At 54.6% G+C, this 15,484-nt stretch carries 11 protein-coding genes; all 11 read right to left on the bottom strand.

The genetic code is table 11. The annotated features are described in order from the left end of the window. Window positions 1–432 carry a YbaY family lipoprotein gene (locus ACK5LI_RS13065; protein ID WP_416950045.1) on the bottom strand — a complete coding sequence of 144 codons (432 nt, stop codon included), beginning with the start codon at window positions 430–432 and terminating at the stop codon, window positions 1–3. Window positions 433–1,064: 632 nt separating this feature from the next. Beyond that, entirely contained in the window at window positions 1,065–3,368 is a 2,304-nt protein-coding gene (locus ACK5LI_RS13060) for an STT3 domain-containing protein (RefSeq protein WP_416950043.1), read from the bottom strand. A gap of 40 nt (window positions 3,369–3,408) precedes the next feature. Then, complete coding sequence (locus ACK5LI_RS13055) at window positions 3,409–4,560, bottom strand: glycosyltransferase family 2 protein (RefSeq protein WP_416950041.1); 1,152 nt, start codon at window positions 4,558–4,560, stop codon at window positions 3,409–3,411. After that, window positions 4,561–5,715 carry a DegT/DnrJ/EryC1/StrS family aminotransferase gene (locus tag ACK5LI_RS13050; RefSeq protein WP_416950039.1) on the bottom strand — a complete coding sequence of 385 codons (1,155 nt, stop codon included), beginning with the start codon at window positions 5,713–5,715 and terminating at the stop codon, window positions 4,561–4,563. It lies immediately after the preceding gene. A gap of 55 nt (window positions 5,716–5,770) precedes the next feature. Beyond that, entirely contained in the window at window positions 5,771–6,259 is a 489-nt protein-coding gene (locus ACK5LI_RS13045) for a dTDP-4-dehydrorhamnose 3,5-epimerase family protein (protein WP_416950209.1), read from the bottom strand. 11 nt (window positions 6,260–6,270) lie between these two features. Beyond that, complete coding sequence (gene rfbG / locus ACK5LI_RS13040; RefSeq protein ID WP_416950037.1) at window positions 6,271–7,389, bottom strand: CDP-glucose 4,6-dehydratase; 1,119 nt, start codon at window positions 7,387–7,389, stop codon at window positions 6,271–6,273. After that, the gene (gene rfbF, locus ACK5LI_RS13035) at window positions 7,379–8,182 is read right to left on the bottom strand and encodes a glucose-1-phosphate cytidylyltransferase (protein WP_416950035.1); all 804 of its coding nucleotides are present in this window, start codon (window positions 8,180–8,182) and stop codon (window positions 7,379–7,381) included. Before rfbF ends, rfbG begins: the two co-directional genes overlap by 11 nt. A 233-nt stretch (window positions 8,183–8,415) precedes the next feature. Further along, window positions 8,416–9,174, bottom strand: coding sequence for a sugar phosphate nucleotidyltransferase (locus ACK5LI_RS13030; RefSeq protein ID WP_416950033.1), 759 nt, complete (start codon window positions 9,172–9,174; stop codon window positions 8,416–8,418). Window positions 9,175–9,213: 39 nt separating this feature from the next. Beyond that, window positions 9,214–13,731, bottom strand: coding sequence for a DegT/DnrJ/EryC1/StrS family aminotransferase (locus ACK5LI_RS13025; protein WP_416950031.1), 4,518 nt, complete (start codon window positions 13,729–13,731; stop codon window positions 9,214–9,216). 21 nt (window positions 13,732–13,752) lie between these two features. Beyond that, the gene (locus ACK5LI_RS13020) at window positions 13,753–14,478 is read right to left on the bottom strand and encodes a CatB-related O-acetyltransferase (RefSeq protein WP_416950029.1); all 726 of its coding nucleotides are present in this window, start codon (window positions 14,476–14,478) and stop codon (window positions 13,753–13,755) included. Then, complete coding sequence (locus ACK5LI_RS13015) at window positions 14,475–15,419, bottom strand: NAD-dependent epimerase/dehydratase family protein (RefSeq protein WP_416950027.1); 945 nt, start codon at window positions 15,417–15,419, stop codon at window positions 14,475–14,477. The genes ACK5LI_RS13020 and ACK5LI_RS13015 overlap by 4 nt, the downstream gene beginning before the upstream one ends. Window positions 15,420–15,484: the final 65 nt, after the last annotated feature.

The raw sequence follows: 15,484 nt of genomic DNA, 5'->3' as shown, positions 1-15,484 counted from the left end.
TTACTGAACCTTTATCAAAACGAGTTCTGCGGTGTTGGATGCGCCTCTGGTAATTACGGAATAATGCGTATCCGTAATAAACAGCAGCTTACCGTTTACACGAATGTCCGCGGCAACAGAGTATGTGTGCCGCGGGTCAATCTCTGCGGGATCATAAGCCACGCTGAATGCGTAAGGAGGATTACCGGGTGAAGGAATCACCTGCACTCCGAGAGTCTTGGCAGGAGCATCCGCCAGAGAGACATCAAGCAGCCTGATGGTCAGCTCCGCATCGGGCGGTAACATGATGCGTTCACGATACAGCGCAGTTCCGGTAACGGTTGCATGTTCAGGCGCAGGATTTTTTACAGCACAGGCGGTCAGGGCAAAACAAAGCAGAAGCAGAGTGCCAAAGGCGAAAAGTAAAGAGCGAAACGACAGTTGTTTTTGCATCGGGGCAGTCCTTTATGTCAGTTTTGATAGTATTAAATTAATGCCAAAAAGGCATTTTAAGGCTTATTTTTGCGTAAAAAGGGCTTTTTTACTGTTGAATCGTCAAAATCCGACAGTTACGAACAATATGATTCCGCTTCGGATTTCTTCCTGCCGGATACCTGCGAATCCGGCAGAGGGACTCTTTCCGGAAGCGGGCTATCTTATAGTAAAGCCGGAACAATACACTCCCTCAACAAAAGCCTGTCTGAGAGTATGCCACAGCCATGTCAGCATGAAAACCGGAAAGACAACGTAACCGCACGAAAGTACAGATTGCCGGCAATCGAGGGGGGGGTGGGTAAGAATGTCGCTCGCTATCCTGCCGGAATACCGATTCCTGTCAGGAGTGGACAAAGTACAGTTGCATAATACGTAGTGGTGAAGAACTTCACGCGAAAGCAGCTTGCCCTTTGTCCTCCACACACTACGCACCGGTCGGCACAAAACGGGTCAGGCTGCGTGGCTGCAAGCACATGAATGTTACGTATAAAAGATTCCCCCAGCCTGACGGGGGGCTGCATACAAAAAACGGATGCCCGTTCAGGACATCCGCACTATTACGATATCAGCACACGGCAGCGGGCTGTTGTCTACAGCACCTCAAAAACCTTTGTCTTACCGTTACTGAACACCAGCTTAAAATACCTGCTGATATCTTCATTGGTGCCGTCATCCACCAGTAATTGCAGCCCCATGCTGTTAAACACAGTCCTGTCTACTATCAGAATCATACCGGCGTCTTTATCAATTACAAAGTGTTTATCGTTAAAATGCGGATACAGACGCTGTGTCACTGTATCACCGGAAAATACGGTAAGGGATTCCGCCTGAATGGGCTCCATTCCTTTTATAAGAAATATGCCTTTTTGCGCACTGAACTGGACAGCCCTGTCAATGGAAATGACGTTGGTATCTTCCCACTTGCGGGTACCGAAGTCCCACGTACCATAACGGCTGATCCACGCGGTAAGACGAAGCTGTTCGGCAGAAACAACAAGGTATTGCTTGTTCGCAGCAGCGGGCTGGCTGTCACTCAGATAAAACGAATGCAGCTTCTGCTCTGCCTGTTCCGGTGTCATCCCGGTAAAGGCTCCTGAAACAGGCGGGGTCGCCCCTGCCACGTAGCGGATAAGCTGGTTGGCAAAGCGGGGGACATCAGTAGTTAACGCTGCCGCAGGGGCATAAATCCGCTGGTTGGAATGCCGCGCCCCGTCTGCAACGGTGGTACGCCGCGCGTAATACTGGGCCGCATAGCCCCAGTCCCACCAGTACCACAGCATGGAGTCTTCCGGCGTGTTGTGACGGATAAAGTCAAGCGCCTCCACCTGCTTGGGCGTAATGATGGAGCCCTGCGCCAATGAGGAGGCCAGCTGCCCCGCAGGCCAAGTGAGGCCGAGAGTCGCCAGTATAGCCACGCCAGCATAGCCGTACCGCAACACAGGCACACGTGCTTGAGCCATACGGAAAAAAAAGCGGGTGACGCAATGTACACCCCACGCAATGCCAACCGCAAAGCATGGCGAAGCAAACATGGCAAAGCGTGCGCCCAGCGCCATACTGCCGATACCCATTGCCAGCATGGGGAGCAACAGCGCAGCAACAGGCTCAAACAACATCAGCACCATAAACAGCAACAGGCCGCAGACTGCCACACTGCCCCAGCTGTGTATGCTGCCCAGAAAAGCAGCAGGCGACAGTTTCTGCGCTTCAATGATGCTGCCCACCACAGAAGGAAAGGTCAGCGCCTGCGTCACCACGGCAGCATCTTTGGTGCCGGAATAGCCGATGATGGCGCTCCGCATATAGTTCAGACCGGCAGGTTCCAGCGCAAGGCCAGCAAACAGCAGCACCAAAGCCGCCACAAAGCCGCGTCTACCGGCCAGAAGGCAGTTCATCAGGTCAGGGCGGTTGCGTTCTGCAAGCCACAATGCAACCGCAACACTAAGTCCGAGCGGTCCCAGAATGGCAGGAAGCGTGTACAGAAACAAACCACATGCAGTCTGGCGTATGGTTTCTTTTTTTGCCAGCAGCCCGCCAAGAATAATAGCGATTCCTAAAAACGCCTTGCCCAGCAGGTTAAACATATTGTGTATGGCTGGCTGCCAGAAAATAAACAGCCCCGTGCCCAGCAACACAATCGCCCACAAAGGGGAAACAGTGCCGGAAAAAGGAGGAGAAATAACATCGGCGGCATCAGCGGAGTCAGAGTCCTGCGCCGCATATACTCCGCTGCTCTGAGCATCTCTTTGTGCCGTACCATGTTTAGGACTACAAGCGGCATCCCCTATACTTTCGCCCTTTCTGCGCTTTCTGCCTTTTTCAGCTTCACGGGCCGGCGGGCGGCAAAGCCCCTGCCGCAGCAATTTCAGTGGCTTATACAGTCTGTCATGCAGCCACAAAGCCGGAATCATGGTGTTGATGATCAGAGCACCCGTAACCAGCAAATCCGTGTCAAAATAACCTAATCCGGTTCGTGCCATCAGTCCCGGGGCAGAGGCGGTAAGCACTCCGGCTACAAAACCGTACATGGGCATACCCAGCGCAACGCCCCAGCCCACCATAAGCGGGGCCACAAGGCAGGCCATCACGGCAGGCAGGTAAAAAGCCAGATTGCCGTAAGCAAAACCGGTAACGAAGTGCAGAAAAGCCAGCATGCGTGGAAGCGGATGCTGCTGGTCGAACTCAAAACCCGTTGCCGCAGCAAGCCAATGGTATGCATCGTGTGTGGCAAGCAGACGCTCGCCTTTGTACACGGCATCAAACGCAGCCCAGCCGGGCAGTTCCAGCAGCCGGATATAAAGAGATACGGCATAAGCCGCTACACACAGAATGGTAATCTGCTTCCAGTTAACGGAATCCGTCTGCAAAAAGTCACTTGCGGGATGCTGTTCCAAAAGATACTCCTGAGAAACGTACAGCAATATACTGCTCTAATTATCTGAAAAAACGTGCAAACCGCATATACGCCGCTGCTGCCTGCCGGTAAAGAGAAGACGGCAGAAAAGACAGTGAAAACATGGCAACGGCTTTTATGGTATTAATCCTGCCCCGCAGTGCAGCACGGGATGCCGCACCATTTCCCGCCTTCCAGTGCCCTACTGCTTCACGAAAGGCAGCCTGTGCCTGCAACAGCTCCGCTTCTGCATGGCAGCGGGTGGCAAAGTGCGGCAGCAGACGGGTGAACTTGTTGCACATCATCCGTGTTTCATCTGCAGCCAGTTCAAACTTGTCAAACGTGGTACTGCCGGAATGAACCCGCCAGCGCGTCAATGCTTCCGGCACGTGGTCCAGCTTGTGCGCCCATGCTATGCGCAGAAAAAGGTCTGCCTCTTCGCAGATGGAAAAAAGCGGATCAAAATATAACGGTGTACCGTCTCCGGCTGTCTCCACACCTGCCACATGATCAAGCGCGCTTCTGCGGATCATGGCGGAAGACATACTTATCCAGTACCCGCGAAGAAGCTGCGAAAACACACGCCCACAGTGCGGAGGGGTGAGCGCAAAAATACGGTTCAACTCTTCGCCGGTATCGGTAAACTGCATGGTATCAGTGCAGACAAGCCCCACTTCCGCATCCGCGTCCAACAGAGCAACTTGCTTTGCCAGCTTTTCGGGCAGCCATATGTCGTCGCAATCCAGGAAAGCTATGTAACGCCCCTGCGCTTCGCACATGGCAAGGTTGCGCGCCATGCCCAGCGGCACCGTCTGCGCGGCACGGAAAATACGCATCCGCGCATCATTGCACGCTTCCACAAGTTCGTGGCTGCCGTCTGTGGATGCATTATCCCAGAAGATGACTTCCCAGTCGGTATAGGTCTGGGCAAGAAGGCTCTGCAAGGTCTGCGGCAGATGCCGGCTGCAGTTCAGGCAATTCATGATGATGCTGACCGAGGGTGCATCTCCGCTCTTATCCTTTTCAGGCTGCATCGTTGACTGTCCGTCTTTCCGATCCGCCGGATGCTTCTCTTTTTCATCACCTATGGGCGCACCGGCGGCATTAACGGCAGCGGGCTGTGCCTCCTGCTCTGTCTGCTCTTTCTGCTCTGGCGCCGGAACTGCCTGCTGTGCAGAATTTGCGGAACTCATTTACCTGTTCTCCCGCATAAACGCAGCAATGCGCCCGCATACTGCGCGCACATCATCTTCTGATAAGGCAGGATGCAGCGGCAATGTCAGCAGTTCGTGCTCCAGCTGCTCGCTGACCGGCAACGACTGGCTGCCTCCGCCAAACAGGGTATGAAGGTGGTTGGGGCGGTAATGCAATCCAGTTGTCAGCCCTTCGCTATCAAGCAAAGAACGCAGCCTGTCACGGCGACCGTCGGTTATGCGCACCGCCATTATGTGAGCTACGGTTTCATCCTGATTTGTTTTCAGCAGTTCCACACCGTCGATACCGGCAAGCAATTCATAGTACAAAGCAAACAACCGCTTGCGTGCAGGTATGAATTCTTCCGGCAGGCGGCGCAGCTGCACACGGCCGATGGCGGCCATCAGGTTACTCATATGATAGCGCCAGCCCTGCTCTTTTACGTCAAAATTCCAGCTTCGCTGTCCGGCAAAGCGCTTTTCGGTATCGCGTTCCACGCCTAGCAGGCGGGCATCTTTAACAGCGGCATTCACAGCGGGATCATTGCTGATAATAGCGCCGCCTTCGCCGCAGGTGATGTTTTTTATGCCGTCAAAGCTGAAGCACACCACGTCGCCCATACTGCCGATGCGCTTGCCGTGGTATGTGCCCCCGAAAGCATGAGCCGCGTCTTCAATAACACGCAGGTTATGCTTGCGGGCAAAGGCATAGACAGCATCAAGATCGCCGGGATACCCTGCATAGTGAACGGGCATGATGGCCTTTGTGCGCGGTGTAAGCCGCCGCTCTGCATCGGCAAGATCTATGGTGACGGTATCGGGCAGTACCTCGCATGCCACGGGAACTGCTCCCGTGGCGCGTATGGCCTGAAAAGACGCGACGTAGGTAACAGACTGCACAAGAACCTCTGCCCCTGCGGGCACTGTAGCCTGCACAGCCAGATGCAGAGCAGACGTACCGGTGTTCACGCAGGTGACGTGTTCTGCAGGCACACCCAGATAACCGGCAAGTTCCGCCTCAAAACGCTGCACTTCCGCGCCCATGCCCAGATAGCCGTCTTCCATGATTATGCGGGTCACAGCTTCAGCTTCCTGCTGCCCCACCACAGAGCGGGAAAGCCTTAACGGGCTGTCTTTTCGACTGAACAGGTCCATATGCATCCTTAGCAACGCGCTGCTTCGTGTTTGCTTTTTCTGTGTATTAAAAATGTTAACCTTGGGCGGATAGATCCACCTCTGCCCACGAGAACGGAATAAAAGGCGCATCAACCGGTGCACGCTCAGATTCGCCCTGCCTGTGGGGGATGTCCGTACAATTAGCGATAAGTGCCGGATAATCGCCCAATGCCGCAAAACCGTACCAGACCTGCGGCGGAATGCGCAGCAACCGGTAGTCATACGGCCTGCCCAACGTCACTTCCGCGAGGCGCTGGTACGTTGGCGAGCTCTTTCTATCATCAAACAGCACCACGCGAACCCGCCCCACCGGCACGACAAAGTGCTGTGTCATCAGGCTATGGCGCTTCCACGCTTTCACGTGGCCGGGCAGCACTTCTGAAAAATAGACTTCGCCAAAGCTTGTAAATCGGGGCGAATCGCCGCGCATCATATGCAGCACAGGGCCGCCTTCTGCCGCTATCTGCTTCAGCTCTGTCAGCTGTGCACCGTCTACAGGTAGCAGAATGGCGGCAGCGCTCATGTCTGCAGTATTCAGGAAATAGTCCACGGTAGTCCTCCATGTACGGCCTTGCGGACGTATTCCGCGATCTGGCCATTGGTGAAAGCGGACATATCACCGGAATCACCGGAATAAAAGCGGCTATACCACGCCGCGGTAAAATGTATCGTTTCGTCGTGCTGCAGGACTGCGCGCCACCCCAACCGTGCCAGCGCTTTATCGCAGCACAGCTTAAGCAACGTGCATTCTGCGGCAGCGCATGCAGGCGGAGTGCCGAACTCGGCAGTAAAACCGCTCCAGTGTGCGGCAAGCTCGTTTACCACATCACCCACAGTGCGGATGACATCTGCAGACGGGCCGAAGTTGAAAGCCTGCCCGTGCAGGATATAGGCACCCTGCCCGCCCGACGCTTCATGTTCCTGATACAGCCGTGCACCAAGCCACAGGTAGCCGGAAAGCGGTTCCAACACATGCTGCCACGGCCTTGTGGCGGCAGGGTTACGCACGGATACCGACGCACCTTGCGACCACGCGCGGGCGCAGTCCGGTACGATTCGATCTTCTGCCCAGTCACCGCCGCCGATGACATTTCCTGCGCGAACAGTAACGCAACGAGGCCCCTTGGCAAAAAAGGAGGTCATGTACGAATGAGCTATGATTTCCGCACAGGCTTTTGATGCGCTGTACGGGTCATCTCCACCCAGATGGTCTGTTTCACGGTAGCCCCATTCCCATTCATCATTGCGATAGCACTTGTCGCTGGTGATACACACAACCACCTGCACAGAGGGTGTGGTGCGCACGGCTTCCATAACATGCATGGTGCCGATGGCGTTGGTGGCTATGGTGGCTGCGGGGTCGGCGTATGAGCGTCTTACCAGTGCCTGTGCCGCCATATGAAAGACAAACTGCGGCTGAAAATCGGCAAAGGCTGCTTCCACCGCCTGCCTGTCGCGGATGTCACCGGTGTAGGAAGTGATACGACCTTCAAGCCCCATTGCACTATAGCCGGAGGGTACAGTCGGAATACCGTCCGCAAAGCCTGCCACAGTGGCACCGAGTTCCAGCAGCCACGAGACAAGCCATGAGCCTTTAAAGCCCGTATGTCCGGTTACCAGTACCCGCGCACCGCGGTATACATCAGCAAACATCCGTACCCCCTGCTCTGACATCCGTTTTTGCAGCCCACGGCGCATTGCCTTTGTCCCACATGGCATTCAGGTTGGTGTAGTCGCGCAAAGTATCCATGCAGTGCCAGAAGCCTTCATGCCGGTACATGCCCAGTTTGCCTTCTGCGGCAAGGCGTTCAAGCGGTTCTTTTTCAAGATCGCAAGAAGGATCTTCCGCAAGATAATCAAGAAACGAACGTTCAAACACAAAGAAGCCGCAGTTTATGTATTCGTTAAGCACGGGCTTTTCCTGCCATGACAGGATATTGCCTTTGTCATCTGTCTGCACCGCGCCAAAACGCGAAGGCATACGAACTCCTGTAAAGGTGCCCAGATTGCCGGATCGCTGATGAAAATCGAGCAGCGCGTCAAGATCAATATCCGCAACGCCGTCGCCATACGTAACCATAAAGCGTTCCGTATCAATGTGACTGGCAATGCGCTTGATGCGCGCACCTTTCAATGTATCCTGTCCAGTGTCACATAACGTCACCCGCCAGTCTGTGGGGCAGCTGTTGTGGGTGGTCACACCGCCGGAGGCAAGATCTATGGTAAAGTCGGAATTCCGGATTTTATATTCCCAGAAATACTGTTTGATCATATCGCCCTTATAACCAAGCGGCAGGACAAAATCCTTAAAGCCGTGACGGGCATATATATCCATGATGTGCCACAAAATCGGGCGTCCGCCGATATCAAGCATAGGCTTGGGGCGGCTTCCCGTTTCTTCGCGCAGGCGGGTTCCCTTGCCGCCGCACATGATTATGACTTTCATGCGGGTATCCTCAGTATGTGTTTCGCGGGCATCCCGCGGTGTTTATTCAGTTCTCGGCCAGTCTCATCGGAGCGCATTGTTATGCAATGTTGCAGACTGGAATTTAAAACAAGCTTCTACCTGAAAAATAAGGTCACAAAAGCGATGCTCCGCCCTTCACCCGTTTGGCTGCGGACAAAACCTGAACGCAGGCCTTTCACCAGCTCGGCGGGTTCTCTGTGCAGACCAACTGCCTACGCAGCAAATTTTTTACTTGTGTCTCCCGTATAAAATACCTGCGGGGCACGGTGGGCGGTGCAGTGCCAGAAGCCTTTGTGCAGATACATTCCAAGCTGTCCTTCTGCTGCAAGGCGTTCTAGCGGTCCGCCTTCAAGGTCACAGCAGGGATCATCTGAAAGGTAGTCTAAAAATACGCTTTCAAAGACAAAAAAACCACAGCTGATATACTCGTTAAGCAACGGGGTCTGCTGCCAGGAAAGAATGTTTCCTGTGGCATCTGTCTGTACCGACCCGATGCGCGGCGGAGTACGTACTCCTGTAAAGGTACCGATGTTGCCGGAGCGCATATGGAAATCGAGCAGGGCCTTGATGTCTATGTCAGCCACTCCGTCGCCGTATGTCACCATAAAACGCGGAGAATCAATATGGTGCGCAACGCTCTTGATGCGTGCTCCCTTCAAAGTATCCTGCCCGGCATCACACAGTGTTACCGTCCAGTCTGTAGGGCAGGTGCCGTGCGGAGTGACATGTCCCGTGGCAAGGTCAATGGTGAAGTCAGAATGCAGAAAAGTATACTCGCTGAAGTATTTCTTCACCTGATCACCTTTGTAGCCAAGAGGAAGGATAAAGTCTTTAAAGCCATGGCGGGCAAAAATGTCCATGATGTGCCATAGCGGCGGCCGGCTGTTCGTGTTGGCCTTGACATTCGGATGGATTCTTACTTCATCAAGTATGCGAGTACCTTTGCCACCGCACAGGATAATGACTTTCATACCAGTTAGTTCCCTTTCAGATAAATTCAAGGCTGTGTGTTATTTAGCTACATCCTTTATTACACTACGGAAAAACCGTAGCAGCTCATCCGCGTGTTCCGGCGGGACATCCGTAGGCCAGTTGACCAGATGAACGCTCATTGCTTCTGAAACAGGACACGCCCCTCGCGTGTACCCTGCAGAATGCAACCCCCCTGCCGTGCAGACAACAGGTTCGCGGAACCATATCCACGCGGTATCAATTTTTCGTTCCATGCGGCTAAGCATTGCTTGCGCATCCGGCACGGGCATTACAAACCTGTGCGGAATGATGTGCCGTGAAGTATCGTAGTATGCGGCAGGCACGTAAGGCGCCAGCGACGTATCTGCAATAACGTCCAAGTACCGCTGCAACATGACGCGTCTGTTCTGCGCGGCGGCATCAAAGCTGACCAACGCAGCTGCGCCCCCACGGGCCAGAAAAGCAGGCATGCGCGCGGGGTACGGGTACGGATGTTTAGCGGCAGGCAGAGCAGAATCCGGCGTACGTTGCTGCGCTTGTTCTGTTTCAGAACTGCTTATTCCGCCATCACGCAGACAGGCCGTTTGTTCGGGCTGTTGCGGCTGCTCTGCTGCAACATTGCTATCCGGCTGTCTGACGCTGTCAGAGTCTGAAGAGGCAGACGTTCCGGTCTTTGCGCAGCCGGAAGAATGGAATATTTTTTCTGCCGCGCATGCATCCGGTGCATCTGCCGTCAAAAAAACCGGCCCCTTATGATACAGGCGGTCACTTATACGGCGCAGCAGGCTTGATATAGGGTACCTGCCGTAGCTCTCGGGCCGGTGCAAGGTAGACTCGAACAGCAGTTGCTGCCACAGCCTCAGCTGGTGGTCGCTGTCCAGCTCCGGTGCAGTTTGAGCAATTGCGGCGACTGCATCGTACAAGTCTTTATTTCGAGTGTAGACAACACCGCCGATAAGCGTGTTCAGCGGCTTGGAATGATCTGTAGAAAAAATGGCCGCATCACCGAATGAGCCTGTAATCCGGTCTTTCAAGCGCGAACCAAGGGTAAGAGCGCAATCTTCAATAAGCAGCAGCCCCTGTTGCCCGGTAAAAGCCGCAAGCTCATCCACACGACACGGAATGCCGAAACTATGCTGTGCAACCACAACCTTGGTACGTGGGGTCACGGCACGCCGCACAGCTTCCGGCGAAGTGCCAAGCGTGACAGGATCAACATCTGTATACACAGGCACAGCACCTGTTCGCAGTATGGCGTCGGCCATAACCGCGCAGGTAAAAGCAGGCAGAATGACTTCATCACCTTTACCTATGCCTGCCGCACACAATAACGCGTAAAACCCCATACGGGCAGATGCGAAGCTTACAGAATGACCGGCACAGCGGAGTGCATCATCGGCTTCCGCACATTTCTCAAACCGTGTTGCCTCATTTGCATCATCTGCGCATGCCGCATCACTGGCAGCGCGGTGCCGCATCGAATCTGTCTGCGCATGCGGTACAATTCCAAACGGTGAGGCTGTCGTTTCCGCCACGTCTGCCTCCGGCATCCGGGTACGCCCCAGACGATTCAGCAGGGCGGTGAAAGCCTCTTCATATTCTGCGACCGTCTTATGCGGGTCTGCAATAGCGGCAGGTGACGGCGTTGTCGTGGCAGATGCCGCAAGTCCGCCCGTTAAAAAACCGTACACCGTGGTGCTGAAAAAATACCGGACCATACGCCGGATGGCACAGGCTGCCTTTTTATGACGTGAGGGAGTAAGCCGCCGCGACTCCGAAGGATACGCAGGAACAGGCAGTGTAGCCAATGCCTGAGCGTACGCGTTATCGGGCGAGAGGCAGGCAAGGGCCGCACGGTATAGGCTATACTCTACTTCTGCCAGTGCGCTTTCAGATGTTATATAACAGGAACCGCTATCGCTAACCCCGAGAGCTTGTGTTTCTTTTGCGGCACTGTTCATCAACTGATCATTGCTCAGTTCTTCTGATTCGGAATATTCACTCACATCAGCAACTGATTTGCTATACTGTACGACATGATCGGGTGAGTTTTGTATACCAGAACCGCTACTTTTATAGACAGCCGGGTCCGCCATATACTCCGGTTCAACAGAGCGCACGGCAGAAACAGCGCCAGACGGTTGCCGGAATTCGGCAGTTGCTGAAGATTGCAGTAAAAAATCACGCTCGGCATAGGTCCATGCCTGGGGCTGATGCGTTGTTCCCGGTGCGCATCCGCGCCCATTGACCGCAATGCGGTTTGTAGCATTCTCACCTGCTGCCTTCATGCTGGCAGCATCGCTGCCCTGACACAGAGGTTCTGTCTGTTCTGCGGCGTCTGCAAGGCATTGAGGCACACCTAGTGCGTGCAGAATGCAGGCGACTGTCGGGTTATGAAAAACAGCGTCCCTCATTGCCATTCCGCTACGGCACATTGCGGTTCTTTCAGGCTCTGTAAGTGATAACAAACGGGTGGCGTGCCGCTTAATGTCTTCCGCGCAGTGAGCGGCAAACCAGATTTCACCTTCGCCGGGGGCGGGCATATAATTCAAGGCTCCGCTGCCGCCCATGGACGACACAATAACAGGAATGCCGTGACAGGCCGCTTCCGCCAGTGAACCGGACCCTGTGCCGATGACAAGCCGTGCCCGCTGCAACGCCTGCGGCATGGTGCCGCTTACTGGCTGCGCCCCGCGAGGCAGCAATGCGGCGTAATCCTGCGGGTCGGTATCGGGATGGAACTTGACCAGCAGGGCTGCCCCGTCCGGCAGCGCCAGCGGGATTTCACAAAGTCGCGAAAGAAGAGAGCGGTTTTCCGCTTCTGAAATGGACAACAACACAAGCACGTCGGCACCAGTGCCATACTGCTTGCAGTCATCGGTAAAAAGGTGCCCGTAGCGCAAAGCAGGACCGGCAACAGCACGGCCTGTGGCATCCTCCGCCAGCGCATGAGGTCCGACCGCCAGAATAGAGTCGGGCAACACCCCGAGCGGCTCTTCTGCCATATCGGGCTGCATGTTCATTTGTTCGGGCGGCACCACAAGCAGCTGCGCGCCGATAATTCTGCAAGGAAAACCGGAGTCACGCACACCGCGAAACAGCAGCTTCTCTGTCTGCTGATTTTCAAACCATGATACGATGGTCAGGCTACTCCGCTTTTTTCCGGCAAGTCCGGCCGACAAAGCCCCCAGCCTGCGGCCTGTGCGCCAGCGGGCAAAATAACGGACGGTAACATCATGCAAAGACATCCACAGCGCGCGACTGATACGGCTATCAATAAAAGAGTTGGAGACAGATAAAGACTGTTCTGATTGCGCCGTATCCTTATGCTCCTCGGGGCCAGCTTCGACGGTGCTTCCTGAATGCATAGCAAAGCTATGTCCGGAGCCTGATTCTGCACCTGAGTGCGTTGTTGCGGGAGAGCCTGCGTTGCCTGTTTCTCCGGTGTCCGAAAAAGTCTGAGCTGCGCATTGACCGCCACAGCGCAAATCTTCGTCTGACTTTCCTGCACCCGCGGTCGCACTTTCGCCTGTGGAATGAGCATGGGAGGAAACAACAGTTGAAGACGCGGTCCGTTCTGCTTTTTTACAACCCGTATCCGCTTGCACATCGGCCTGCATGTCACCCTGAAAATAGTCTGACAATCTGCTTACGGAATCGTCATACAAAACGCTGTCAGTTGCAACACGGCCAAGTGACTGCCTGTCTGATTGCGACAGGTTATCAGCCTCTGTACTTCGGGAGTTCGGGGCCGCTGTGGAGCAATGAGGAGCCGCATGTTCTGAACAGCCAGCCTCGTCTGCGTCCGCGGAAGAGGATTGGGCATGACTTGCGCCAGATTCAGCATATGCAAACGCCCTGTCGGACTCTTGAGCCGTATCGGGCGTATCTGTGTCCAATGCGTTGAACACGCGGCGCAGAACAAAAGGAGTTTTAATTATGTTCCATGTGATGGCGGCAAAATCGCTGATACTGAACAACTGCGTATCAAGCACAACAGGCACCCGCTGCCGTTCCAGCACCTTAAGTGCCCTATAGTAAACAAGCGGGTTTTCGCCTTCGCAGACACGGGGAAGATACGCATAATCCACTCCGGCCTGCGACAAAGCATCCGCCATGCGGGGCATGTAGACTTCTGTAAAGGAGCCCTTTTCCGCTATCCGCCGCATATGGAAAAAAGTATCGATAAGAATCAGCGGCCTGCCGCCTTCATCTTTTGCAGGCAAGGGACGGGCCTCACCTCTTGCGCTCACGGCAAATTCAGTATGTAAAGGCGAGTTCCAGCACCAGCGGGTGATGACGGTATTAACGGCCAGGCTGCCCAACCATGCGGCGCTTCGCACGGCATAACGGACAAGCTGCTTTGCCTTGACGGTGCGGGATACCGCAAGGTCGGCACCATCCCAGTCCAGCGAAGCCAGAAGGTCGGCATAGAACGTATTTTTTGCCAGAACAGGATTTGCCAGCAGGTTAGGATCATTGCAAAACTGAACAGAAAGATTGCTCAGCCTGCGGCGCAGTGCCTCGCGGCGTTTTTGCATAAGGGAGTGTGCCATACTAAGTTCCGGCTGCGTTTATCAGGCATTGCCTGAGTTGTCTGAGTCAAAACTCATTGCGGCAGTACTTCCCCCCATGGTTTCTGCCTGTGCCTGCAAGGTCATGAGGTATGCTTTTAACTCGGCAAGGTCATACCAGACTTCCTTATTCACCATATCCTGCAACACCTCGCGGGGAAGATTCCACCACGCAGTCTTCAGCAACAGCTCGCGGTCTTCCTGCGAAAAACGATACTCGTGCACCTTTGCGGGAACCCCCGTCACAACGGCGTAAGGCGGCACATCTCTGGTAACCACCGCAGAAGCACCGATAATGGCTCCATGCCCGACCGTAACTCCTTTGCGGATAACGGCATTGGCGCCAATCCATACATCGCTGCCGATGGTAGTGCGCACATGATCACGCGAAAAATTACGCCAGCCCTTACAAAATCCGCCGCTGGATTCATACAGGTAGAACGTGTGCGTGGTGGTAAATGTGTCATGCTCCCACAGGCCCACATACACCCCCGGGCCTATGGACGTGAATCTGCCTATGTCTGCTGCTACAGCCATGGAACCTGCCGAAAGATAGCTGTACGCACCAAGCACAGAGTCGCGCAGTTCGCAGTTTTTTTTCAGCCGCGAATACTCGTGCATGGTACTGCCCGAAACTTCGCTACCGTCCAGTATCTGCGTGGTTGCATCAATACTGTTGCCGAAGCGTTCATCCCGGAAGAAAACGGCATGGTTCACGGGGCTGCTCATACTGCCACCTTGCCGTAAGCGGGTGCTGTGCGGCGGTACATATCTTTAAGACCTTCGGCAAACGACACCTGCGGTGTATAGCCAAGAGCCTTTCCGGCCAGCGTAATGTCCGCATGGATGCCGTGCATATCGCCTGCGGTGCAGCCGGAGTATTCCACCGTGACAGGTACGGGGTGCAGAGCGCGCAACGCCTCCACCACATCGCCCACGGTTACTCTGCCGCTACCGGCAATATTGATAATCCGCCCGTACGATTCCGGCCGTTCAAGGCACAACAGAAACGCACGCACCACATCGCTGATATGAACAAAGTCACGGTATCTTTCCGGACTGCCTTTTACATGGATATGCCCGTCACGCAGCATCATGGCCATAAAAATGGACACCATGCCCTGACGCAGATTTTCCATGTTCTGCCCATGCCCGTACACGTTGAATAACCGCAATGCGGTAGAACGTATGTCGAACTGCTCATGCAACCGCATATAGTGTTCGCTAGCCAGCTTGCCCACACCATAGAACGAAAGCGGAACCGCAGGCGCAGACTCACTGACTGGCACATCAGGCTGTACGCCGTAAACCGACATGGTGCTGGCATAAATCATTCGTCTGCAGCCGGTACGCCGTGCAAATTTCAAAAGGTGCAGCGTCGATTCCGCATTAGTGCGCAGATCATAGGCGGGATCGTCAAAACTGACTTCGCCGCTGCTCTGCCCTGCAATATGAAAAATAGCATCATACGACTTTTGCGACAGAATACGCTCATACAGTGCAGCATCCTGACAGTCTGCCTCGTAGAAGATAACACCGGCAGGAATGTTATCCCGATGTCCAGTCGTCAGGTTGTCCACGCCGATAACGCGGTGCCCTTGCTGCTGCAAAGCACTGGCCACGGCTGCGCCTATGAACCCGGCTACTCCGGTAACAAGGTATGTTGCCATCTTGTCCTGATTCCTCATGTTCTCGTATCAAGTGCTTCGGAGGCTGATGTTGCTACGCCTGCAGC

It is taken from the genome of Oleidesulfovibrio sp. (assembly GCF_047973035.1).
Classification (GTDB): Bacteria; Desulfobacterota; Desulfovibrionia; order Desulfovibrionales; family Desulfovibrionaceae; genus Oleidesulfovibrio.
Note: the sequence above shows the minus strand (reverse complement) of the source record. Positions and strands in the feature narration are given on the sequence as shown.

What these genes read in the sequence shown, in the direction of transcription:
- ACK5LI_RS13065 (WP_416950045.1), bottom strand. Translation starts at nt 432, where the DNA reads ATGCAAAAACAACTGTCGTTTCGCTCTTTACTTTTCGCCTTTGGCACT.
- ACK5LI_RS13020 (WP_416950029.1), bottom strand. Translation starts at nt 14,478, where the DNA reads ATGAGCAGCCCCGTGAACCATGCCGTTTTCTTCCGGGATGAACGCTTC.
- rfbF (WP_416950035.1), bottom strand. Translation starts at nt 8,182, where the DNA reads ATGAAAGTCATAATCATGTGCGGCGGCAAGGGAACCCGCCTGCGCGAA.
- ACK5LI_RS13050 (WP_416950039.1), bottom strand. Translation starts at nt 5,715, where the DNA reads ATGGACCTGTTCAGTCGAAAAGACAGCCCGTTAAGGCTTTCCCGCTCT.
- ACK5LI_RS13055 (WP_416950041.1), bottom strand. Translation starts at nt 4,560, where the DNA reads ATGAGTTCCGCAAATTCTGCACAGCAGGCAGTTCCGGCGCCAGAGCAG.
- ACK5LI_RS13030 (WP_416950033.1), bottom strand. Translation starts at nt 9,174, where the DNA reads ATGAAAGTCATTATCCTGTGCGGTGGCAAAGGTACTCGCATACTTGAT.
- rfbG (WP_416950037.1), bottom strand. Translation starts at nt 7,389, where the DNA reads ATGTTTGCTGATGTATACCGCGGTGCGCGGGTACTGGTAACCGGACAT.
- ACK5LI_RS13025 (WP_416950031.1), bottom strand. Translation starts at nt 13,731, where the DNA reads ATGGCACACTCCCTTATGCAAAAACGCCGCGAGGCACTGCGCCGCAGG.
- ACK5LI_RS13045 (WP_416950209.1), bottom strand. Translation starts at nt 6,259, where the DNA reads ATGAGCGCTGCCGCCATTCTGCTACCTGTAGACGGTGCACAGCTGACA.
- ACK5LI_RS13015 (WP_416950027.1), bottom strand. Translation starts at nt 15,419, where the DNA reads ATGGCAACATACCTTGTTACCGGAGTAGCCGGGTTCATAGGCGCAGCC.